Raw genomic sequence first — 20700 nt, 5'->3', positions numbered from 1 at the left:
CGTTAGGGTCGGAGCGTGACCACGGATCCGCTGCTGCTGATCGGCGAGGTGGACGACGCGACGTCGCGGCTGCTGCGTACCGCGGCCGCGTTCGACGAGGCGGACCTGGCCGCCGCGTCGCTGCTGCCCGGCTGGAGCCGCGGCCACGTCCTGGCCCATCTGGCCCGCAACGCGGACGGCTTCGTGAACCTGCTCACCGCCGCCCGCACCGGCGAGGCCCGACCGATGTACGCCTCACCGGCCGCCCGGTCCGCCGACATCGAGACCGGCGCGGCCCGGCCGCCCGACGCGCACCTGGACGACCTGCGCCGCTCGGCCGACCGGTTCGCCGACGCGGTCGGCGAGATGCCCGCCGAGGCGTGGACCGCGACCGTCGAGACGCCGCGGGGTCCGAAGGTCGCGGCGCTGCTGATGTGGGGGCGGCTGCGCGAGGTGGAGGTGCACCACCTCGACCTGGCCACCGGCTACGGGCCGGCGGACTGGCCGGAGGCGTTCGCCCACCGGCTGCTGCACGAGGCGGCGACCGACCTGGCCGGCCGACCCGACGTGCCGCCGATGGTGCTGCGCTTCGACGGCAGCCGGCACGAGCTGGTGATCGGCGGGCGCGACGGCGCGCCGGTCATCGCCGGCACCGCCCCCGACCTGGCCGCCTGGCTGATCGGCCGTGCCGGCGGCGACCCGCTCACCGTCACCCCCACCGGCGCCCTGCCGAACCCACCCGAATGGATGTAGACGACCACCATGACCTACAGCGGAGACGTCACCCCCGGCGGCGCGCCGGCGGTACGCGAGCTCGACGGGCTCACCATCAGCAAGCTGTCGGTGGGCCCGATGGACAACAACGCCTACCTGTTGACCTGCCGCGCCACCGGTGACCAGGTGCTGATCGACGCGGCGAACGAGGCGCCTCGGCTGCTGGAGCTGGTCGGCGACGGCGGCCTGCGCGCCGTGGTCACCACCCACCAGCACATGGACCACTGGGTGGCGCTGGAGGAGGTGGTGGCCAAGACCGGCGCGCGGGCCCTGGTGCACGCCGACGACGCGGAGGGCCTGCCGATCGAGGCGGAGACGCTCACCGACGGCGGCACGGTGGCGGTGGGCGACTGCGCGCTGGAGGTCATCCACCTGCGCGGGCACACCCCGGGTTCGATCGCGCTGCTCTACCGCGACCCGGCCGGGACGCCGCACCTGTTCACCGGCGACAGCCTCTTCCCGGGCGGTGTGGGAAACACGGACAAGGACCCGGAGCGGTTCGCCGTGCTGATCGACGACGTCGAACGGAAGCTGTTCGACCGGCTGCCCGACGAGACCTGGTTCTACCCGGGTCACGGAAAGGACAGCACGCTCGGCGCGGAGCGGCCGGCGCTGCCGCAGTGGCGGGCCCGGGGCTGGTGAGCCTCGACGCCGAGGGCGAGCGCGACCGCGGAAGCCTGGTCCTCAGGCGGCCGGGTCGACCCCGGCGAGGGCGCGCAGCCGGCGCCGGGTGCCCAGCAGCACCACGCCGGCCAGCAGCAGGCCGACCGCCATGGTGACCAGCATCGGGCTGCTGGACCCGCCCGGCAGCAGGCCGGCCAGCGACCGGGACGCGGTGCCGAGGATCAGGTAGAGCCCGGCCCAGGCGGCCGCGCCGAGCGCCGCGCAGCCGAGGAACCGCCGGTAGGACATCCGCAGCCCGCCGGCGGCCAGCGGCAGCAGCGCGTTGAACACCGGCAGGAAGGGCGCGACCAGCACCATCCGGCCGCCGCCCCGGCGCAGGATGCCCTCGGCGGCCGCCCACCGGGACTCGCCGATCCAGCCGCCGATCCGGCTGTGCCGCAGCCGATCGCCGTACCGGCGGCCGACGGCGAAGCTCAGCGACCAGCCGGCCAGGCAGCCGCCGACCACGGAGGCGAAGGTGGCCAGCCCGGTCGCGGGCCGGCCCACCCCCACCGCGGCGAGGATGGCCACGTCGCCGGGGACCAGCACCCCGAGCAGCGGTACGGCGTCGAAGAGCATGACCACCCCGAGCACCCCCATCAGCAGGGTGATGGGTAGCTCTCCGACCTGGGCCAGCCAATCCGCCATGTCCCGTACGCTATTGCCGCCGCGCCACCGTCCACATCAGGCCGGATCCCCCAGCCGCCCCTGATGTCGGCTCGGGGTGGTCCCTGAGCCGGGCTCTCAGGCGGGGCGCAGCACCTGCACGCGCCGGACCTGGGAGTCGACCGACGGTTCGGTGGTGGGGACGGGGTAGCTGGCGACCGAGGCCAGCCATCCCGGCGGCAGGTGTCCTCGGTCGGGGTCACCGACCAGCACCTGCGCGCCGCCTTCGGCCGCGCGGGTGAGGAAGGGCAGCACGCGGTCGACCATCGTCCGGTCGTAGAGCACGTCCCCGGCGACCAGCAGGTCGGTGCCCACCTCGGTCGAGTCGAGCAGATCGTCGCCGGTGGCCGTGACGGTCACCTGGTTGGCCCGGGCGTTGACCGTCACGGCGGCGACCGCGTACGGGTCGATGTCGTTGGCGGTCACCTGTGCGGCCCCGGCGAGCGCGGCGGCGATCGCGACCACGCCGGAGCCGGCGGCCAGATCCAGCACGCGGCGTCCGGCGGCCAGCTCGGGGTGGTCGAGCAGGTGGCGGGCCAGCGCCTGCCCGCCCGCCCAGACGGACGCCCAGTACGGCGGTGGAAGGGCGCGGCCCGCGGACGCCTCCATCCGGGCCCACCACACGATCGCGTCCTCGGCCAGGTGCAGCCGCACCTCGGGCACGAAGGGGGTGCGCACCAGCCGCAGCCGGTCCAGGCCGCCGCCCGGAGCGCCGATCTCGCGCTCCAGCTCGCTCAGCGCGGCTGCCGTGGCATCGTCCACCGGGGCAAGCATGCCGTAGCGGGGCCACCACCGCGCGGCTTTCCCGGTGCCGAACGGAGAGTTCACCCGGTCGCCTGCGGCACTTCGCCCGGCAGATGAAGGTTTGGCCGGTTACTGTCGGGGAGGTACAGGGCGATCATCGGTCGACGGCCGCTGGTCACCCGCATTGAACAGGGAGAGACGCATGGCAACCGGCACGGTTAAGTGGTTCAACTCGGAAAAGGGCTTCGGCTTCATCGAGCAGGACGGCGGCGGCCCGGACGTGTTCGTCCACTACTCGGCCATCCAGAGCGGTGGATACCGGGAGCTGAACGAGGGTCAGAAGGTCGAGTTCGAGGTGACCCAGGGTCAGAAGGGCCCGCAGGCGGACAACGTCCGCCCGATGTAGATCCGCGCCGGTGGTGGCGGCCGGCAACCGGCCGCCACTGCACCGCGCCTCACCACCGGGCGGCTTCCGGGCCGGGCGGCGGGCCTCCTCGTTGACCGCGGCGGCCATCGGATCCCGCCCGCTGTCCGGTCCGGACCGTCTGGTCGGTGATCTCGCCGTGCGACGTGACGGTTCAGGCCGGCGGCGCAGCGGCCGGTGGCGCAGTGGGCAGGTCGCGCCGGCGCCGCAGCGGCCCGATCAGCAGGATCAGCGGCGTCGCCGCCAGCCAACCGGTCATCGCCAGCACCGCCGTCCGGTCGCTGTACGCCGCGGCCAGCGCGCCGGCCAGCAGCGCGGCCAGCGGGATGGTGCCGTAGTTGAGCAGCTGCATGCTCACCGTGACCCGGCCCAGCAGGTGGTGCGGCGGGTACGTCTGCCGGAAGCTGCCCTTGAGCACGTTGCCGACGGCCACCCCGAGGCTGATCAGCACGCCGCCGAGGGCCGGCCAGAACAGGGCCGCGCCGGGCCCGGCGAGCGGGATCAGCAGGGCGGGGGGCCCGGTGAACACCGCGGCCAGCAGCATCGCGCGGGCGGTGCCCAGCCGCCGGCCGACGGTGGTGGCGAGCAGCGCGCCCGCGACGCCACCGAGGCTCATGGCCGCGACCAGCAGGCCGACGATTCCGGGCGCGAGCCCGACCTCGCGGACCAGGAAGACCACCAGCACCGCCTGGTAGCCGACGAGACCGATGTTGCTCGCGGCTCCGAAGACCGTCATCACCCGCAGGTACGGGTCGCGGGCGACGAACCGTACGCCGTCGGCGATCTCCCGGCGCAGCGACCGCGCCCGCTCGGCGCGCGCCGGCGGGGGCTCGACGGTGCGGATCCGGGCCAGGCAGGCGGCGGAGACCAGGAACGTCAGCGCGTCCAGCACCAGCGCGGTCACCGCCCCGACGGCCTGCGCGATGAGCCCGGCGAGGCCTGGGCCGAGGACGTAGCTGGCGGTCTGGGTGGCCTGGAGCTTCGCGTTGCCCTCGGGCACCTCGGCCGGGCGGAGCAGGACGGGCAGGTAGACCTGGTCGGCGGTCTCGAAGAAGACCCGGGACAGGCCGGCGCAGAGCGCCACGACCAGCAACTGGCCGACGGTGAGCACCCCGGCCGCGGCGGCGGCCGGCACGCTGAGGAACAGCAGGGCCGACACCAGGTCACAGATGATCATGACGGGTCGGCGGGGCAGCCGGTCCACCCAGGCGCCGACGGGCAGGCCGAGCAGCAGCCAGGGCAGCCACGCGGCGGCGGTGAGGACGGCCACCTGGAAGGTGCTCGCGTCGAGCACGGCCACCGCCACCAGCGGCAGGGCCAGCGCGGTGACGTTGCTGCCGATGCTGCTGACCGTCTGGCCGGCCCAGAGCAGCCGGAAGTCGCGGTGCCGTAGCAGCCCACCGCCGCGTCGGGCCGCGCCGGCCGGGGCGAGCGCGGTCACGGCTGCGCCGGGACGCCGTACGCGAACAGGAAGACCGGCCGCCGTTCCCGCCCGTCGTCGGGGACCTCCCGGTCGGCCCAGCGGGCCAGCAGGTCGACCACCTCGCGTCCCAGCTCGGCGAGCTCGTCGGGGGTCAGGTGCAGCCAGCGGTCGGTGGAGAACGGCCCGTCGCGCCACGCGGCCTGCGTCTCCTCGTCGGTGGCATGCCAGGCCCGGGCGAGCGCGACGTGCCGGTCCAGGTTGAGCGAGGTGGCGGCATCGGCCACCGCGCGGGCGGCGGGATCGCCGTCGAAGTCCGAGTTGGACCAGCGCAGCCCACGGCTGACCAGCCGCCACCACCGCTCGCGGCGGTCCCGGGCCAGCTCCGCCGCTTCGGTCACCAGTTCGGCGCCGGCGAGCACCTTGAGGTGGTGGCTGACGTTGGCCGGCGCCTGGCCGGTGCGCTCGGCGAGCAGGCCGACGGTCGACGGGCCGTGCACCTTGAGCACGTCCATCAGGCGGCGGCGCAGGGGGTGGGCCATCGCGGCCAGCACGCGCGAGTCGGTGATCTCACGGACGTCGTGGTTCTCCATGCCGACCAGCCTGCCATCCGCAACGACAGTTGCGCAACAGTCATTGCGTAACCGTCGTTGCGGATAGGGTGGGCGGGTCGCCCCCGGGCCGGGGCGGCCCGCCCACGAATCAGGCGGCCAGGCGGCGGGCGAGTTCCTCGGCGACCTGTTTGGCCAGCGTCGGCGGGATGGCCGCGGCGATCTTCTCGGGCGTGAGCCCGGCCAGCACGGCCTGGATGATCGCCGGCTCGTCGGTGAAGTCCCTGCCCGCGAGGGCGGTCAGCGCCTGCTGCAGGGCGGTGATCTGTGCGGCGAGACTGGTCAGGGTCGGGTGGCTGACCGGCTTCGAGCCGACCACGTCATCCTTGCCGACCGCCAGACGCAGGTACGCCTGCCCGATCGGCTCCCGCCCGTCGAGGCGGGTCAGGTACTTCTCGATGCGGTTGACCTGATCTTTCTCAGCGGCGGTCCACGCCATGTCGTCCTCCAGGAGACCGATGGTGGTCAGGTAGCGGCGGAACAGCGGGGTCTGGTCCCGGCCCGCCTTGATCGAGTCACGGAAGAAGCTGAAGTGCGTGTGCCACAGGTGCGAGTCGTCGCCGCTGCTGCGCCGGGCGAGCCGGTCCCACCGTCGGACCGTCCGGCCGTCCGGGCTGTAGATGATCTCCCGAATGTCCCGGGTGTCCGCGGCGTTCGCGGCGCACTGGCCCACGCACCAGGTGGAGAAGCTGCGTAGGGTGTGGGTACCGCCGCCGGCGCGCACCGAGAACTGGCCGACGTCGAGGGCGGCCGCGTCCAGGGTCAGGCCGGCCCGGTCCCGGGGCGACTCCACGACCGAGTAGTCGTTGGTCACCACCCGGTCCGATCCGCAGTGGTAACCGCCGCGGTGGGCGGAGTCGCCGACGATGCCGACCTCGGCGGGCTCCAGGTCGGAGTCGCGGACGGTGTTCTTGTCGACGTTGAGATGGGTGAGCAGCAGGCTTCGCGCGGCCAGAAGGTTCGCCGGGGCCCGGGTCATGACTCCCCCTTTCCGATGGGATGGGGGCCGGGCGCACGTCGTTACACCCCGTATCGGGGACGAGGCTCGCGAGCAGGCCCAGCCAGGTAATGCACGGCGCCGGGCGTTGAGCCAACCATAGCCCGCTTCCAGGCAAACGCCCAGGTCAGCGGGTTTCATGTTCACGTTAGACGGACGCTGTGACCACCGTGGAGGATCGGCAGCAGCAGCGCCGAGGGATGCTCCGGATCGTGCAGGATCTCCCGCCGACCGGCACGCAGCGTGATCGCGGTGCCGAGCGGCTCCCCGGTGCCGGGGTTGCGCGCGTACCGGGGGTGGGCGCCGCCGGAGACCTGGACCCGCAGCCGGTGACCGGGCGCGAAGCGGTGGGCGGTCGGCCAGAGCGTCACCGGTACGCGCACCACGCCGTCGGGTCCGGTCGGAAACCGCCCGGGCGCCACCCGGACCAGCCCGTCGCAGACGTTCCACGACCGGCCCCGGCGATCCACGTCGCACAGTCGCACGAACACGTCCAGGTACGACAGTTCGCTGCGCACGTGGATCTCGGCCGACACCGGCCCGACCACCTCGACCGGCCCGGCGAGCGGGGCGCTGGAGAAGGTCAGCACGTCCGGGCGGGCCTCTATCCGCCGGTTGTCGACCGGGCCCGCCCGCTGGGCGACCAGCAACGGCCCGCCGAGGGAGGGCGTCGGATCCGCCGGGTCGTACCAGATGGCGTCCGGCGGGGACGGCACCGGCGGTCGGGGCGTCAGCCCGCCCCCCGGATGCAGGTGCCAGGCGGTGGCGACCGCCGGGGGCGGCCAGTCCGGCAGGTCGCGCCAGCCGCCTCCGGCGCCGCCGACGTGCACGCGCACCGCCGCCGGGTCCGACGCGGTCGCCGGGCCAGCGGTCGCCGGGCCAGCGGTCGCCGGGCTAGCGGTCGCCGCGCCCGCGCGGAACGCGGGCGTCGCGGCGGGCGCGGCCGGCGGGTGTCCGGCCAGGTGTCGGTCCAGCCAGGACAGCCCCTCCCGGAGCGCCGCCACGAAGAGACCCGGGCTGCCGTGCGTCCACGGGCCGATGACTAGGCGCGGGATCCCACCGGCCGCGCGCAGTGCGGCGTAGTCGGCGAGTTGCGCGGGCAGGAAGATGTCGTGCCATCCGCTGACCATGGCCACCGGCGCCCGAACCCGGGCGACCCCGTCGTCGAAGATCCGGGCCCGCCAGTAGTCGGCCTGTGGCGTGTGGTGGGTCAGCCACTCCTGGAAGAACGGCACCGTCACCCCGGTCGCGATCCGGTCAGCCTCGGCGAGGGGCAGGTGGGCCAGCGCCGCGGCGAGCCGGGGCTGGCCGCGTTTGAGCTCCCACTGCCGGGCCAGCCACGGCACGGTCTGCGCCTGGAGCAGCTCGGCCCAGGTGAGCACGGTGTCCAGGGCGAACGACTCCCCCGCGTACGTCGAGTCGCGGGTGGTCGAGGCGGTCACCACCGCGACCATCGCGCGCAGTTCGTCGCCGGCGTCGGCGGCCACCGCCCACTGCACGAACCCCTGATAGCTGGCGCCGAAGCTGCCGAAGCCGCCGGAGTACCAGGGCTGGCGGCAGAGCCAGTCCAGGGTGTCCAGGCCGTCGTCGCGCTCGTGCACCAGCGGGGCGAAGGTGCCGCCGGAGCCGTACGTGCCACGGCAGGACTGGACCACCACGTGGTAGCCGCGCTCGGCGAGCAGGCGGCCGAGCAGCCGCATAGGCCCACCCCGCCCGTACGGGGTGCGGATCAGCACGGTCGGCGCGTCGGGCAGGTCGGGGGCGTAGTGGTCGGTGCGCAGCGGGATCCCGTCGCGGACCCGCACCGGGATGCCCCGGCGGACCGCCACCCGGCGGGTGCGCGGGCCGGGCAACCGAAGCACGGCGGCGGCGAGCCGGGTGGCCAGCGGGTCCAGCACGGCGGTCAGTCGCCCGGGCGCCGGGTCGACTCGGGCCGGGCGGTGCGCATCTCGTCGCGGTGCTCACGCATCGACTCGACCATGGCCCGCAGGAACCGGTGCACGACCCGTAGTTCGTCCTCGTCGAACGCCGACATTACCTCGTCGGTACGCCGCCCGAGCGGCCGGAAGAACTCCATGGCGAGCGCGGCGCCCGGGTCGGCGTAGCGCAGGAACACCTTGCGCCGGTCGGCGGTGTCCCGGTCCCGGCGGATGTGGCCGGACCGTTCCAGCCGGTCGATCAGCGCGGTCACCGAGCCGGACGACAGGTTCAGGTGCGCACCGAGGCGGCCTGGGGTGATCGGTTCGCCGACGAGCTCGGCCTCCATCACCGCGATCAACGCCTGCAGGTCGGTGGCGTTGAGCCCGTGCAGGCCGGCGAACGCGTGCCCGATGTGCTGAGCGTCGACCGAGTAGCGCCGGAGGTCGGTGGTGATGTCGGCGACCAGCCGCTCGCGCAGGGTGTCGCGCCGCCGGTACATGTCGCGCGCGGTCACCTGCCGTCACCCCCGTCCCCTCGTCGGTTGCAGCATAGATCAGTCACCGATAATCTCGATTGTCAAGATACTTGGCAGACGGGAGATTTCGATGACGGTGCTGCGCGCGGTGGGCCGGTGGATCGCCGGCACGGTCAGCGGCAGGTGGAGCGCCTGGCTGGTGCTGCTGGTGGCCGCGGCGCTGTCCGGCACGCTGGTGGCGCTCGCCGGGCCGGCCCGAACCAGCGACGATCCGACCGGCGCCCTGCCGGACAGCGCCGAGTCCGTCCAGGTCGCCGCCCTGCAACGCCAACTGCCCGGCGGGCAGCTCAACCCCGCCCTGGTGGTCTACTCCCGCGACGGCGCCGCGCTCGGCGCACCGGACGAGGCCGCGATGGCCGCCGACGCCGCCGCGTTCGCCACGGTCGCCACCGGCCCGGTCTCCCCGCCGGTGTTCTCCCCCGACCGCCGCGCGGCGCTGCTCGCCGTGCCCCTGCCCGCCGACGCCGGCGCCGAGGCCACCGGCGAGGTGGTGGACCGGCTGCGCGCGACCGCCGCGGAGGGCCTGCCGGCCGGGCTGACCGCGCAGGTCACCGGGGGCGCCGGCTTCCGCGCCGACGTCGCGTCCGCGTTCGACGGCGCGAACCTCACGCTGCTGCTGGTCACCGTGGCGGTGGTCGCGGGGCTGTTGATCGTCACCTACCGCAGCCCGTGGCTGTGGCTGGTGCCGCTGGCCGTGGTGGGCACCGCGGACGTCGTCGCCAACGCGCTGATCGCCGTCGTGAGCCGGGCCGTCGACCTGCCCATCGACCCCTCCACCACCGGCATCGTCGACGTCCTCGTCTTCGGGGCCGGCACCAACTACGCGCTGCTGCTCATCGCCCGCTACCGGGAGGAACTGCGCCGCCGCCCCGACCGGCGCGACGCGCTGCGCCGGGCGCTCACCTCGGCCGGCCCGGCCGTCGCGGCGAGCGCCACGACCGTGGTGCTGAGCCTGCTCACCCTGACCACCGCGGTGCTGCGCAACGACCGCGCGATCGGGGTCGCCGGTGCGGTCGGCATCACCACCGCCGCGCTCTTCGGCCTGATCGTGCTGCCCGCCGCGCTGGCGGTCTGCGGGCGCGGGCTGTTCTGGCCGTTCGTCCCCCGGCCCGGTCAGCCCGACCCGACCCGCACCGGCGGCTGGGCCCGGGTCGGCGCCGTGGTCGCACGCCGGCCCCGGGCGGTGCTCGCCGGCGCGCTGGTCCTGCTGCTGCTGTTCGCCGCCGGTCTCTCCGGCGCCCGGCTCGGCCTGTCCAAGACCGAACAGTTCCGGGTGCGCGCCGAGTCGATCGACGGGCTCGCCACGCTCAGCCGGCACTTCCCCGCCGGCGCCGCCGACCCGACCGTGGTCGTCGCCCGGGCCGGCGCCGAGGCGCCACTGCTCACCGCGATCACCGACACGCCCGGGGTGGCCAGCGCCCGGCCCACCGGGCGCACCGCCGACCTGGTCGCCGTGGACGTGGTGCTCACCGCCGAGCCGGACAGCACCGCCAGCTACGACACCATCCGGGCCGTACGCGACCGGGTGGACGCGGTGCCCGACGCGCAGGCCAGGGTCGGCGGCCCGGTGGCAGCCAACCTGGACACCCGGGACGCCGCCGTACGGGACCTGACCGTGGTCGTCCCGCTCATCCTCGCCGTGGTGCTGCTCGTGCTGCTCGTGCTGCTGCGCTCGCTGGTGGCGCCGCTGGTGCTGGTCGCCACCGTGGTCGGCACCTTCTTCGCCGCGCTCGGCGCGAGCACCTTCCTGTTCACCCAGGTGCTGGGCTACGCGGCGCTGGACACCAGCGTGCCGCTGCTGTCGTTCCTGTTCCTGGTGGCGCTCGGGGTGGACTACAACATCTTCCTGGCCACCCGCGCGCGGGAGGAGGCCGCCACGGAGGGCACCCGGCGGGGGGTGCTCACCGCGCTCGCGGTCACCGGTGGGGTGATCACCAGCGCGGGGATCCTGCTGGCCGCGGTCTTCGCGGTGCTCGGGGTGCTGCCGCTGGTCACGCTCACCGAGATCGGCGACATCGTCGGCCTCGGCGTCCTGCTGGACACCCTGCTGGTCCGCACGCTGCTGGTGCCGTCGATCGTGCTGCTACTCGGTCGGCGCTTCTGGTGGCCGGGCCGACTGTCCCGGTCGGACCCGCCCGGTGACCCCTCCCTGGGAACACTGCCGACGCCGGCGCCGGCGGTGGCCCGCGACTGACCCGGGACAGGCAGACGACGGGGGGCAGCGGCGCCGCCGCTGCCCCCCGTCCCGTCAGGATCCGGACGTCAGTAGTCCAGGCAGACGCACTCGGTCATCAGGGCCCGCACGTTGCGCACGTACTGCGGGTTGGGGATGGCCAGCGGCTCGCCCTCCTGAGCGACCGCGCCGTGCCCGTAGTTGTACGCGGATATCACGGCGTTGAGCAGGCAGGAGTTCAGCTCGCTGGTGCACAGCGAGGCGTCCAGCCGGTAGTCGGCGTCGAAGTACATGTCGCCGATGTACTTGGTGAGCCACGCCAGGTAGGTGCCGCCCAGGTAGGCGTTGTCCTGGTAGGCATCGATGTCGTAGCTCTGCCCGAACCGCTGGTTCATCCACTGCGCGGTCGCCGGCATCACCTGCATCAGCCCGACACCGCCGTCGCAGGCGATGATGTGGGACTGCCACCCGCTCTCCTGCCAGGCCGTCGCCTTCATCAGGTTGAGCGGGATCTTGATGTCGGGGGCGGAGGTCGGCCAGTACGTCCGCCCGGCCGCGCTGGTCAGCGCCGTCTTGACCTGCGCGCGGCTGGCCTGGGTGCCCCGATAGGTGGGCTTGCAGCCGGTGGGGGCCTGCGGCGGCGGGGGCGGCGGGACCTTCGTCTCGGTGGGCGGCTTGGGCACCGGCCGCGGGCCCGCGGTGCGGGTCGTCTTGGTCTTCGGGGTCGGCTTCGCCGACGGCGACGCGCTCCATTTCGGCGCGCCGCCCAATCCCTGCACCGCGGAGGGGGTCGGCGCCGCGATCTCGGCCGGGTCGGCGCTGGCCTCGACCGCCAGCTCGGTGGCGACCGGGGCCGGTGCGGCCAGGTCCTGCGGACGGGCCCCCTCCCCGGCGCAGCCGGCGGCGGCGACCACCAGCATCCCGGCGAGCACCGCGGCACCCACTCCCGCGATCCGTCGGCGCATCCCTCGTCCCCTCCCCGTCGACGTCGCCGCACCCTAACAGGGTTCGACGGGCCGTCGTTGCCCCTCGGGCCGCGGCGGCACCGGGTCGGTGGGCTGCTCCGGCCCGCCGAGCGCCCGGTGCCGGGTGGCCCAGGCGACCATGAACACCGCCGTCCAGAGCACCCCCAGCAGGACCGCGGCGACCGTCCCGCTGCCCGAGCTGAGTCCCAGGTAGAGACGGGCGGCGGCCAGGTAGACCACCCCGGCCGCGGCGGTCGTCCACGCGGCCACCGCCAGCGGCCAGCGGGCCCCCCGGGACAGCAGCCAGGCCAGGGTGCAGAGGCTGGCCGTCACCACCGCGTTCTGCGTCGGGAACAGCGCGTCGTCCGGGCCGGGCCCGGCCGAGCCGGCGAGGTAGGCGACCACGGCCAGCACCAGCAACGGGACGAACGCCCCCACGGTGCCCACCAGGCCGAGCAGGTCGGCCCGCCAGGTCCGGTTCCGCCAGGCCAGAGCGGCCGCCACCACCGCCACCACGGCGATCAGCCCCGACCCGCGCAGCGCCGACACGGTGGCCTGCACGGCGTCGACCGCGTCCGGGGTACGCCGGTCGGCGAACCAGCCGGCGATCGCGCCGTCGACGGCGGCCAGGCCGCTGTGACGTACGACAACCTCCAGCAGCGCGGCGAACGCCAACCCGGCGACGAACAGCAGCAGCAGCCCGGCGACGAGGTTGAGCAGCAGCGTCCAGCCGGGCCCGATGCGCATGGCGACCAGGAAGAACAGCACCCCGTAGCGGCCGGCCAGCCAGCGCACCGGCGGCAGCGCGGCGGCCCGGGACAGCAGCGCCCGGACCGGGTCGGGGTTGCGCCCCAGCCAGCGGCCGGCGAGCACCACGGCGACCAGCGCGGCCAGCAGCACCAGCAGCGCGCCGGTGGCCCGCCCCAGCAGCCGGGAGACCGTCTCGTACGACTCACCCGCCAGGTAGCCGAGCAGCACCGAACCGCCCACCCAGGTGACCACGCCGGCCAGGTTCCACGGCGCGAACCGCCGGTACGGCATCCCGGCGGCGCCGGCCAGCCGGGGCACCAGCGTCCGGGCGAAGGCCACCCACCGGGCGGTGAACACCCCCCGGCCGCCGAGCCGGTTCAGCAGCGCGTCCGCCCGCTGCCAGCGGTGCGGCCCGACCCGCGTGCCGAGCCCGCTTCCGCGCAGTTTGGGCCCATACCGGCGGCCCGCCCGGAACGCCAGTGTGTCTCCGATCACGGCCGCGACCATCATCACGAGCAGCGTCGGGGCGAGCCGTAGCGTCCCCGCGTACGCTAGAAAACCGACCAGCAGCAGGGTCGCCTCGCCCGGCACCACCAGCCCGAAGATCACGGCGGTTTCACCCGCGACGATCAGCGCGGCGACCAGGTAGATCAGCAGGGGCGGCAGACCCTGCAACAAGGTCAGCAGATCATGCATCCGGCCCCCACCAGCACGAGGGCCAGCATGCCAGCCGCCGGCGCGGCTGGGACAGGAGTTTCACCAGAGATCCGGGCCATCTCCGGGGATGACCCCGAGTCGGGACCGGCAACCGCGGACAGGAGAGTATGGAGGGTATGCAGCTACGCACCGACCTCCGCAACGTCGCCATCATCGCCCACGTCGACCACGGCAAGACGACCCTGGTCGACGCCATGTTGCGGCAGGCCGGCGCGTTCAGCGCCCGGGCCGAGGTGGCCGATCGGGTCATGGACTCCATGGACCTGGAGCGGGAAAAGGGCATCACCATCCTGGCCAAGAACACCGGCGTGCACTACCTGCCGGCCGACGGCTCGGACCCGGTGACGATCAACATCATCGACACCCCCGGCCACGCCGACTTCGGCGGCGAGGTGGAGCGCGGCCTCACCATGGTCGACGGCGTCGTCCTGCTCGTGGACGCCAGCGAGGGTCCGCTGCCGCAGACCCGCTTCGTGCTGCGCAAGGCGCTCAAGGCCCGCCTGCCGATCATCCTGGTGATCAACAAGGTGGACCGGCCGGACGCCCGGATCAAGGAGGTCGTGGACGACACCTACGAGCTCTTCCTCGACCTGGACGCCGACGAGGAGCAGATCGACTTCCCGATCGTCTACGCCTGCGCCCGCGACGGCATCGCCTCGCTGACCCAGCCCGCCGACGGGGCCGTGCCGGACGACAGCCACAACCTCGAGCCGCTCTTCCGCACCCTCCTGGACACCATCCCGGCGCCCGCCTTCGAGGAGGACGCCCCGCTCCAGGCGCACGTCACCAACCTCGACGCGTCGCCGTTCCTCGGCCGACTGGCGCTGTGCCGGGTCCGGCAGGGCACCATCAGCAAGGGCCAGACCGTGGCCTGGTGCCGCACCGACGGCAGCACCCAGCGGGTCCGCATCTCCGAGCTGCTCATGACCGAGGGCCTGGAGCGCAAGCCGGCCGAGTCGGCCGGCCCGGGCGACATCATCGCCGTCGCCGGCATCCCGGAGATCATGATCGGCGAGACCCTCGCGGACGCCGAGAACCCGGTCCCGCTGCCGCTGATCACCGTCGACGAGCCGGCCATCTCGATGACCATCGGCACCAACACCTCGCCGCTGGTCGGCCGGGTCAAGGGCGCCAAGGTCACCGCCCGCATGGTCAAGGACCGGCTCGACAAGGAGCTGATCGGCAACGTGTCGCTGCGGGTGCTGCCCACCGAGCGCCCCGACGCCTGGGAGGTGCAGGGCCGCGGTGAGCTGGCGCTGGCCATCCTGGTCGAGCAGATGCGCCGCGAGTCGTACGAGCTGACCGTCGGCAAGCCGCAGGTCGTCACCCGGGAGATCGACGGGAAGACCTGCGAGCCGGTGGAGCGGCTGACCATCGACGCCCCCGAGGAGTACCTGGGCGCGATCACCCAGCTGCTGGCCAGCCGCAAGGGTCGGATGGAGCAGCTGGTCAACCACGGCACCGGCTGGATCCGGATGGAGTGGCTGGTCCCGGCCCGCGGCCTGATCGGCTTCCGCACCGAGTTCCTCACCGAGACCCGGGGCACGGGCATCCTGCACCACGTCTTCGAGTCGTACGAGCCGTGGTTCGGCGAGCTGCGGACCCGCAACAACGGCTCGCTGGTCGCCGACCGCTCCGGCGTGGTCACCGCCTTCGCGATGACCAACCTCCAGGAGCGCGGCCAGCTCTTCGTCGAGCCCACCACCGAGGTGTACGAGGGCATGATCGTCGGGGAGAACTCCCGCTCCGACGACATGGACGTCAACATCACCAAGGAGAAGAAGCTCACGAACATGCGCTCGTCCACCGCGGACGAGACCGAGAAGCTGATCCCGCCGCGCAAGCTCTCGCTGGAGCAGGCGCTGGAGTTCTGCCGCGAGGACGAGTGCGTCGAGGTGACCCCGGCCGCGGTGCGGATCCGCAAGGTGGTGCTCGACCAGACGCAGCGGGGCCGGATGGCCGCCCGCCGCAAGCACGCCGGCTGACCCACCCAGCCCCACCCGGAGCCCGGCCCGCCGACCCACGGCGGCCGGGCTCCGCCCGTTGCGCACCCGCTGGGGCCACTTCCCCTCGTTGACCATGAAGTTGTTGTGCGCCAGGTCGGCGTGTCGTGGCAACAACGCCATGATCAACCGGCGTGTGGCCGCCGGGGATGCGCAGTGAGCTAGGCGGGTTTGGTGGCCTGGAGGGCGAGGAGATCGGGGATGGGGGTGGATCCGGACTCCTGAACGCGGGTCAGGGTCAGGCCGGCGTCGGTCACTGCGTTGAGCAGGTCGGCGAGCGCGACGTGCCAGGCGCCGACCCGGGCCCGCACCCCGTCCGCCGACCAGGCGCGAAAGCTGCGCTCGCATTCGGCGTACCCGCCGTCGATGACGATCCGCGCCCGATCCGAACGGTCCGCGAACGGCCCGACGAAACACGGGTGCACGCCGACGTGGACGAACCGGCCACCGGGAGCCAGGACCCGCGCGACCTCCGCGATCACCGCCGGATAGTCGGGCAGGTCGGTGTGTCCGAGTACGCAGGTGACGGCGGGCATGCCGGCGTCGGCGACCGGCAGGCGCGCCGCGTCGGCCCGCGCCACCGACAGTCGTGGGCGGGCGTGCCGCAGCTGCCCGGCCGACAGGTCCACGCCCAGCGGGTCCCAACCCAGCCGGCGCAGCTCGGCGGCGTGCACGCCGGTGCCGCAGCAGAGGTCAAGGCAACGGCCCGGTCCGGGGCCGAGCAGGTCGGCGAGCTGACCGCGGACCCGGTCCATGTAGCCGGCCGAGGTGTCGGAGGCGAACTGTTCGTACCAGTCGGCGATGGCGTCGTACGCGGCGGTCGTCATCTCCGCACGCTAGACCCGACGCCGGCGGTGCCGCAGCCCGCCGACAGCCATCCGCTACGGTCACCGGCATGACCTGGGAGGATCTCGACGCGCGCCTCGACGAGGTGCCCGGCACCGTCTCCGCGTACGTGGGGCGGCCGGGCGCCGGGCCCACCTGGACCCGCCGAGCGGACGCCACCCACTACGCGGCCAGCACCATGAAGGCGGCGGTGCTCGCCGCGCTGCACCGGGCCGCCGAGGCCGGCGCCCTGGCCCTGGACGCCCCGGTCCCGGTGGTCAACGCGTTCGACTCGGCGCTGCCCGGAGCACCCCGGTTCGCCTGCGCCCGCGACTACGACAACGACGACGTGGTCTGGGACCGGGTGGGCGGCAGCGCGTCGCTGCGCTGGCTCGCCCACCGCATGATCGTGCGCTCCAGCAACCTCGCCACCAACCTGGTCCTCGGCCACGTCGGCCTTCCCGCCGTCGCCGAGGTCTGGGCACTCGCCGGCGCCCGGCACAGCGTCACCGGCCGCGGCATCGAGGACTTCGCCGCCCGCGACGCCGGCATCACCAACCTGGTCACCGCCGCCGACCTGGCCGCGCTGCTCGGCCTGCTGGCCACCGGGGCCACCCACCCCGGCCCGCTCGCCTCGCCGGCCGGCTGCGCCGACATGCTGGACGTGCTCGTCGCCCAGGAGCACCGCGAGGACCTCGCCGCCGGCCTGCCGGCGGGCACCCGGATCGCGCACAAGAACGGTTGGGTACGTGGCGTCCGGCACGGCGCCGGCGTGGTCTTCCCCGACGACGCGCCCCCGTACACGGTGGTCGTCTGCACCACCACCGACCTCGCCCACGGCGGACCGAGCGGTGAGGCCGACGACGACGCGTGCCGGTTGATCGCCGACATCTCCGCCCGGGTCTGGGCCGCACGACACGACCTGTGACCCGCCGGGCGCGACCGGGCGACGACGCTTCCGCACCGTCGCCAGCGCCAGCTCCCGCGGCGGTACTCGCCATGCCCGGCGGGCGCCCCGCGACCCGCGCGGCGGCCCGAGCAGCGCCGCGCACCGCCCGTTCGGCGCGGCTCAGGCCCGCCCGGCGCGGCTCAGACCCGTCCGGCGCGGCTCAGGCCCGCCCGGCGCGGCTCAGGCCCGCCCGGCGCGGCTCAGGCCCGCCCGGCGAGCGCCGCGCGGAACCAGTCGACGGTCGCCGACACCGCGTCCGCGAGGGGCGTCGGTCGCACCCCGAACCGCGTCTCGAACGCCGTGGAGTCCATCACCTGCGGCTCCTCGTACTGGTAGAACAGCTCCGCGTACTCGCGCATGAAGGAATCGTCGAACGGTCCCCAGGGGCGCGGCGCGTCGAGCGCCTCCACGGTGAACGGACCTCCGACCGCCCGCTCGATGAGCCGGTGCACCTCCCGGGTGCTGCGGGCGGGGGCGGTGGGCAGGTGCCAGACCCGGCCGGCCGCCTCCGGTGCGGCGCCGAGGCGGGCCAGGCCGGCGGCGACATCGGGCAGGTAGCTGTAGCTGTGCGGCAGGTCGATGTCGCCCAGGGCGAGAACCGGCCCGCCGGCGAACGCGGCGGGGAAGACGGTGCCGCCGAGGCTGGAGTTGAACACCCGCGGGCCGAAGAAGTCCGCCGAGCGGCCCAGCACCACCGACAGCGCCCCGTCCCGGTGCGCGGCCAGGTACGCCTCGTCCAGCTCGGCACGCATCCGCCCCTTGCGGCTGACCGCCCGCCACGGCGTCTGCTCGGTCATCACCGCTCCCCCGGTCGGCCCGTAGGGGTAGAGCGTGTCCAGCACGACCAGCCGCGCGCCCGTCGCGGCGACACCGGCCAGCACCGCGGTCTGCATCCGCGGCATCACCTCGACCTGGAGCTCGTACGCGACGTTGGCGCAGTGGTAGACCACCGCCGCACCCGCCACCGCCGCCGCGGCCTGGCCCGCGTCGGTGAGGTCGGCGGCGACCGCCTCCGCGCCCGGCACGGCCGGCACGCCGCCCCGGCTCACGGTCCGGACCCGGTGACCGAGGCCGAGCAGGTGCTCGGCCAGTGTGGTGCCGGCCGGGCCGGCGCCGAGGACCACGTGCAGTTCCTGGTTCATGACGACCTCCACGGTTATTGGCTCATTCTTCGGTTATAGACTCTAACCAGAGTTAGGCTGTGCGTCCAGGTGCCGCACGTCACGCGGCCCGATCCAGGAGGTGAACGGTGGCGAGCAGGTCGGGCGGTCCACGCGAGCGGTACCGCGCCCAGGTGCGGGCCGAGATCAAGCAGGCGGCGCTCGACCAGGTGGCCACCGGCGGCGCCGGGGCGGTGGCGCTGACCGGCATCGCCAAACGCCTCGGCGTCTCCGGCCCGGCGCTCTACAAGTACTTCGCCAGCCGCGACGACCTGCTGACCGAGCTGATCCTCGACGCGTACGCCGACGTCGCCGCCGCGGTGAGCGCGGCCGCCGAGGCCTCCGCCAGCGCCCCGGCGCGGGCCCGGCTGCACGCCCTCGCCGCCGCCTACCGCGACTGGGCCCTCGCCCACCCGCACAGCTACCTGCTGCTCACCGGCCCGCCCAGCCCCACCTACCAGGCGCCCCCGGAGACCGTCGACCGTGCCCGCGCGGTCCTCGGCCCGTTCCTGACCGTCCTCGCCGAAGGACGGCCCGGTCCCGCCGCCACGACCCTGCGGGGCCAACTGGACCGGTGGGCCGAGGCGACGCCGGCGGTCACCGCCTGGGTACGCGCCTTCGCCCCGGACGCCGACCCCGGCGACGCCCTCGCCGGCGCGGTGACCGCCTGGGCCCGCCTGCACGGCGTCGTCGGGCTGGCCACGGTCGGCCTCTTCAACGGCATGGGCTTCGACCCGGCCGCGCTGCTCGACACCGAGATCGACACCCTCGCCGACGGCTACGGCCTGCCCTGACCGGCACCCACCGGCCGGCCGTCGGGACCTGCCGGTTCGGACGGCCCGCACGAACGCGGTCGCGGCTACGCTGCCCGTACCCCCGCACCCCCGGAGCCGCCGATGCCCCGCAGCCGCCTCCTGCTGGCCGCCTTCGTCGCGGTGACCGCCGCGAACCTGGCCGCCAACGCCGCCGACCACACCCTCGCCGAGGTGGTCACCAAGCCGCTGCTCATGCCGCTGCTCGCCGGCTACCTGTGGCAGGCCGCCACCGAACACGGCCGCCGCCCGCACCGGCTGATCCTCGCCGCGCTGGCCTGCTCCACGGGCGGCGACGTGGCCCTGCTGGGCACCGGCACCGCCTGGTTCCTCACCGGGATGGCGCTCTTCCTCGGCGCGCACCTCTGCTACATCGCGGCGTTCACCCGGCACCACGCCGCCGCCGCGCTGCGCCGGCCGCCGCTGCTCGCGGTCCCGCTCGGGTACGCCGTACTCACCGCCGCCGCACTGGCCTGGATGTGGCCGGGCCTGACCGACGCCGGGCTCGCCGTCCCGGTGGCCGGCTACGCGGCCGCGCTCGCCACCATGGCCACCACCGCCGCCACCCACGGCTGGCGGGTCGGCCTCGGCGGCGCGCTCTTCCTCGCCTCCGACCTGCTCATCGCCACCGGAGTGGCCGGTGTCCTCGATCCACCCGGCGCGGCGGTGCTGGTGATGGCGACCTACACCGCCGGGCAGGCGCTGATCGTCACCGGCTGGGCCGCGCGACCCGCCATCCCGCCGACGGCGCCCATCACTCCAGCAGCTGCGCCCGCAGCGCCCCGATGACCTCGTCGGTCAACCCGAGCCCCGCACGCAGGTACGCCTCGAACGTGCCGTGCACCCGACGCACCTCGTCGTAGGCGGCGTCGAGATACTCCGGACGCACCTCCAGCACCGGCAGCACCACCTCGGCGTCCAGCTCCGGCTGCCGCCGCCGCATCGCCTCGACGATCACGGCGCGCAGGCTCTCCGTCAGCGGGTTGTTGCGCAGGTACTCGGCCCGGATCGCCGCCTCGTCTACCCCGAGCGCGGTCAACAGGATCACGGTCAACCAACCGGTGCGGTCCTTGCCCGCCGAGCAGTGGTACACCAACGGCAGGTTCTCCGCCCGGGCCGCCAGCCGCACCGCCTCGGCGAAACCCGCCCGGGCCGACTCCCCGGTGACGAACCAGCGGTAGATCGACTCCATCGCCGCCGGCGTGCCCTGCCGCGCCAACGGCGCGTACGCGCTCAGGTCGTGGCCGAGCAGCACCGCCGAGACGTACGTGAAGACCGGATGCTCCGGGTCGTGCACCGGCAGGTGCACCAGTCGAGGGTCGCCGACCAGCCGGTCCGCCGGGGCGACCCCGATCTCCGAGTGGTCCCGCAGGTCGACCACGCAGGCCAGCCCGAGCTTCCCGAGCACCGGCAGGTCCTCGTCGGTCAACCGGCCCAGCGCCGGCGTCCGGATCAGCCGCCCGTACCGCACCCGGCGACCGTCCACCCCGACCAGTCCGCCCAGGTCACGCGCGTTCGGCGCACCCACCAGCTCCCAGTCCCACTCGCTCATGCCGCCGCCTCCCTCCGGTCGGCGACGGCACGAGGCTCCACCGCACCGCGCCCGCTCATCC

20 protein-coding genes are annotated in these 20700 nt (G+C 74.3%); 8 read left to right on the top strand and 12 right to left on the bottom strand.

The features are described from left to right. Positions 1–15 precede the first annotated feature (15 nt). The gene (locus O7603_RS30625; protein WP_281573187.1) at positions 16–732 is read left to right on the top strand and encodes a maleylpyruvate isomerase family mycothiol-dependent enzyme; all 717 of its coding nucleotides are present in this window, start codon (positions 16–18) and stop codon (positions 730–732) included. Positions 733–741: 9 nt separating this feature from the next. Beyond that, the gene (locus O7603_RS30620; RefSeq protein WP_281573186.1) at positions 742–1395 is read left to right on the top strand and encodes an MBL fold metallo-hydrolase; all 654 of its coding nucleotides are present in this window, start codon (positions 742–744) and stop codon (positions 1393–1395) included. A 42-nt stretch (positions 1396–1437) separates the two neighbouring features. On the opposite strand, the gene O7603_RS30615 is transcribed toward O7603_RS30620, so the two are convergent. Next, positions 1438–2064, bottom strand: coding sequence for a VTT domain-containing protein (locus O7603_RS30615; RefSeq protein ID WP_281573185.1), 627 nt, complete (start codon positions 2062–2064; stop codon positions 1438–1440). A 96-nt stretch (positions 2065–2160) separates the two neighbouring features. Continuing rightward, positions 2161–2856, bottom strand: coding sequence for a 50S ribosomal protein L11 methyltransferase (locus O7603_RS30610; RefSeq protein ID WP_281576879.1), 696 nt, complete (start codon positions 2854–2856; stop codon positions 2161–2163). Positions 2857–3028: 172 nt separating this feature from the next. Between O7603_RS30610 and O7603_RS30605 the strand changes: the two genes are divergently transcribed. Continuing rightward, entirely contained in the window at positions 3029–3232 is a 204-nt protein-coding gene (locus O7603_RS30605) for a cold-shock protein (protein WP_091059998.1), read from the top strand. 172 nt (positions 3233–3404) lie between these two features. Here O7603_RS30605 and O7603_RS30600 read toward each other — a convergent pair whose 3' ends face one another. The 5 genes from O7603_RS30600 to O7603_RS30580 all read right to left on the bottom strand — a co-directional run bounded on the left by O7603_RS30600 (position 3405) and on the right by O7603_RS30580 (position 8697). After that, a complete protein-coding gene (locus tag O7603_RS30600) occupies positions 3405–4691 on the bottom strand; it encodes an MFS transporter (protein ID WP_281573184.1) in 1287 nt (428 codons plus the stop codon). After that, on the bottom strand, positions 4688–5263 hold the full coding sequence (locus O7603_RS30595; RefSeq protein WP_281573183.1) for a metalloregulator ArsR/SmtB family transcription factor: 576 nt from the start codon (positions 5261–5263) through the stop codon (positions 4688–4690). The genes O7603_RS30600 and O7603_RS30595 overlap by 4 nt, the downstream gene beginning before the upstream one ends. Positions 5264–5372: 109 nt before the next feature. Continuing rightward, positions 5373–6260, bottom strand: a complete 888-nt coding sequence (locus O7603_RS30590) for a hypothetical protein (protein ID WP_281573182.1) — start codon at positions 6258–6260, stop codon at positions 5373–5375. Between the two features lie 161 nt (positions 6261–6421). Beyond that, on the bottom strand, positions 6422–8176 hold the full coding sequence (locus O7603_RS30585; protein ID WP_281573181.1) for a CocE/NonD family hydrolase: 1755 nt from the start codon (positions 8174–8176) through the stop codon (positions 6422–6424). 5 nt (positions 8177–8181) lie between these two features. Further along, entirely contained in the window at positions 8182–8697 is a 516-nt protein-coding gene (locus tag O7603_RS30580; protein ID WP_281576878.1) for a MarR family transcriptional regulator, read from the bottom strand. Between the two features lie 106 nt (positions 8698–8803). On the opposite strand from O7603_RS30580, the gene O7603_RS30575 reads away from it, so the two are divergent. Then, complete coding sequence (locus O7603_RS30575; protein ID WP_281573180.1) at positions 8804–10927, top strand: MMPL family transporter; 2124 nt, start codon at positions 8804–8806, stop codon at positions 10925–10927. A 68-nt stretch (positions 10928–10995) separates the two neighbouring features. Here O7603_RS30575 and O7603_RS30570 read toward each other — a convergent pair whose 3' ends face one another. Further along, the gene (locus O7603_RS30570) at positions 10996–11871 is read right to left on the bottom strand and encodes a transglycosylase SLT domain-containing protein (RefSeq protein WP_281573179.1); all 876 of its coding nucleotides are present in this window, start codon (positions 11869–11871) and stop codon (positions 10996–10998) included. Positions 11872–11904: 33 nt separating this feature from the next. Continuing rightward, entirely contained in the window at positions 11905–13317 is a 1413-nt protein-coding gene (locus tag O7603_RS30565; protein ID WP_281573178.1) for a DedA family protein, read from the bottom strand. A gap of 137 nt (positions 13318–13454) precedes the next feature. Here O7603_RS30565 and typA point away from each other — a divergent pair, with 137 nt between their 5' ends. After that, the gene (typA, locus tag O7603_RS30560) at positions 13455–15323 is read left to right on the top strand and encodes a translational GTPase TypA (protein ID WP_281573177.1); all 1869 of its coding nucleotides are present in this window, start codon (positions 13455–13457) and stop codon (positions 15321–15323) included. A 179-nt stretch (positions 15324–15502) separates the two neighbouring features. Here the strand turns inward: typA and O7603_RS30555 are convergent, their stop codons facing one another. Next, a complete protein-coding gene (locus O7603_RS30555) occupies positions 15503–16168 on the bottom strand; it encodes a methyltransferase domain-containing protein (protein ID WP_281573176.1) in 666 nt (221 codons plus the stop codon). A gap of 68 nt (positions 16169–16236) precedes the next feature. On the opposite strand from O7603_RS30555, the gene O7603_RS30550 reads away from it, so the two are divergent. Continuing rightward, positions 16237–17094 (top strand): serine hydrolase, encoded by an 858-nt coding sequence (locus O7603_RS30550; RefSeq protein ID WP_281573175.1) that lies wholly within the window; start codon positions 16237–16239, stop codon positions 17092–17094. Positions 17095–17315: 221 nt separating this feature from the next. On the opposite strand, the gene O7603_RS30545 is transcribed toward O7603_RS30550, so the two are convergent. Beyond that, a complete protein-coding gene (locus O7603_RS30545) occupies positions 17316–18257 on the bottom strand; it encodes an NAD-dependent epimerase/dehydratase family protein (RefSeq protein ID WP_281573174.1) in 942 nt (313 codons plus the stop codon). 107 nt (positions 18258–18364) lie between these two features. Between O7603_RS30545 and O7603_RS30540 the strand changes: the two genes are divergently transcribed. Both O7603_RS30540 and O7603_RS30535 read left to right on the top strand, forming a co-directional pair. Beyond that, positions 18365–19069 carry a TetR/AcrR family transcriptional regulator gene (locus tag O7603_RS30540; RefSeq protein ID WP_281573173.1) on the top strand — a complete coding sequence of 235 codons (705 nt, stop codon included), beginning with the start codon at positions 18365–18367 and terminating at the stop codon, positions 19067–19069. A 102-nt stretch (positions 19070–19171) separates the two neighbouring features. Next, positions 19172–19876: a lysoplasmalogenase gene (locus tag O7603_RS30535; protein WP_281573172.1), complete on the top strand. Its 705-nt coding sequence runs from the start codon at positions 19172–19174 to the stop codon at positions 19874–19876. Here the strand turns inward: O7603_RS30535 and O7603_RS30530 are convergent. Beyond that, positions 19842–20639, bottom strand: coding sequence for a tyrosine-protein phosphatase (locus tag O7603_RS30530; RefSeq protein WP_281573171.1), 798 nt, complete (start codon positions 20637–20639; stop codon positions 19842–19844). The two genes, O7603_RS30535 and O7603_RS30530, sit on opposite strands and share 35 nt — an antisense overlap. Positions 20640–20700: the final 61 nt, after the last annotated feature.

The sequence above is a fragment of the Micromonospora sp. WMMD812 genome (genome assembly GCF_027497215.1).
GTDB lineage: Bacteria > Actinomycetota > Actinomycetes > Mycobacteriales > Micromonosporaceae > Micromonospora.
Note: the sequence above shows the minus strand (reverse complement) of the source record. Positions and strands in the feature narration are given on the sequence as shown.

What these genes read in the sequence shown, in the direction of transcription:
- O7603_RS30620 (WP_281573186.1), top strand. Translation starts at nt 742, where the DNA reads ATGACCTACAGCGGAGACGTCACCCCCGGCGGCGCGCCGGCGGTACGC.
- O7603_RS30615 (WP_281573185.1), bottom strand. Translation starts at nt 2,064, where the DNA reads ATGGCGGATTGGCTGGCCCAGGTCGGAGAGCTACCCATCACCCTGCTG.
- O7603_RS30610 (WP_281576879.1), bottom strand. Translation starts at nt 2,856, where the DNA reads ATGCTTGCCCCGGTGGACGATGCCACGGCAGCCGCGCTGAGCGAGCTG.
- O7603_RS30605 (WP_091059998.1), top strand. Translation starts at nt 3,029, where the DNA reads ATGGCAACCGGCACGGTTAAGTGGTTCAACTCGGAAAAGGGCTTCGGC.
- O7603_RS30595 (WP_281573183.1), bottom strand. Translation starts at nt 5,263, where the DNA reads ATGGAGAACCACGACGTCCGTGAGATCACCGACTCGCGCGTGCTGGCC.
- O7603_RS30590 (WP_281573182.1), bottom strand. Translation starts at nt 6,260, where the DNA reads ATGACCCGGGCCCCGGCGAACCTTCTGGCCGCGCGAAGCCTGCTGCTC.
- O7603_RS30580 (WP_281576878.1), bottom strand. Translation starts at nt 8,697, where the DNA reads ATGTACCGGCGGCGCGACACCCTGCGCGAGCGGCTGGTCGCCGACATC.
- O7603_RS30575 (WP_281573180.1), top strand. Translation starts at nt 8,804, where the DNA reads ATGACGGTGCTGCGCGCGGTGGGCCGGTGGATCGCCGGCACGGTCAGC.
- O7603_RS30570 (WP_281573179.1), bottom strand. Translation starts at nt 11,871, where the DNA reads ATGCGCCGACGGATCGCGGGAGTGGGTGCCGCGGTGCTCGCCGGGATG.
- O7603_RS30565 (WP_281573178.1), bottom strand. Translation starts at nt 13,317, where the DNA reads ATGCATGATCTGCTGACCTTGTTGCAGGGTCTGCCGCCCCTGCTGATC.
- typA (WP_281573177.1), top strand. Translation starts at nt 13,455, where the DNA reads ATGCAGCTACGCACCGACCTCCGCAACGTCGCCATCATCGCCCACGTC.
- O7603_RS30555 (WP_281573176.1), bottom strand. Translation starts at nt 16,168, where the DNA reads ATGACGACCGCCGCGTACGACGCCATCGCCGACTGGTACGAACAGTTC.
- O7603_RS30550 (WP_281573175.1), top strand. Translation starts at nt 16,237, where the DNA reads ATGACCTGGGAGGATCTCGACGCGCGCCTCGACGAGGTGCCCGGCACC.
- O7603_RS30545 (WP_281573174.1), bottom strand. Translation starts at nt 18,257, where the DNA reads ATGAACCAGGAACTGCACGTGGTCCTCGGCGCCGGCCCGGCCGGCACC.
- O7603_RS30535 (WP_281573172.1), top strand. Translation starts at nt 19,172, where the DNA reads ATGCCCCGCAGCCGCCTCCTGCTGGCCGCCTTCGTCGCGGTGACCGCC.
- O7603_RS30530 (WP_281573171.1), bottom strand. Translation starts at nt 20,639, where the DNA reads ATGAGCGAGTGGGACTGGGAGCTGGTGGGTGCGCCGAACGCGCGTGAC.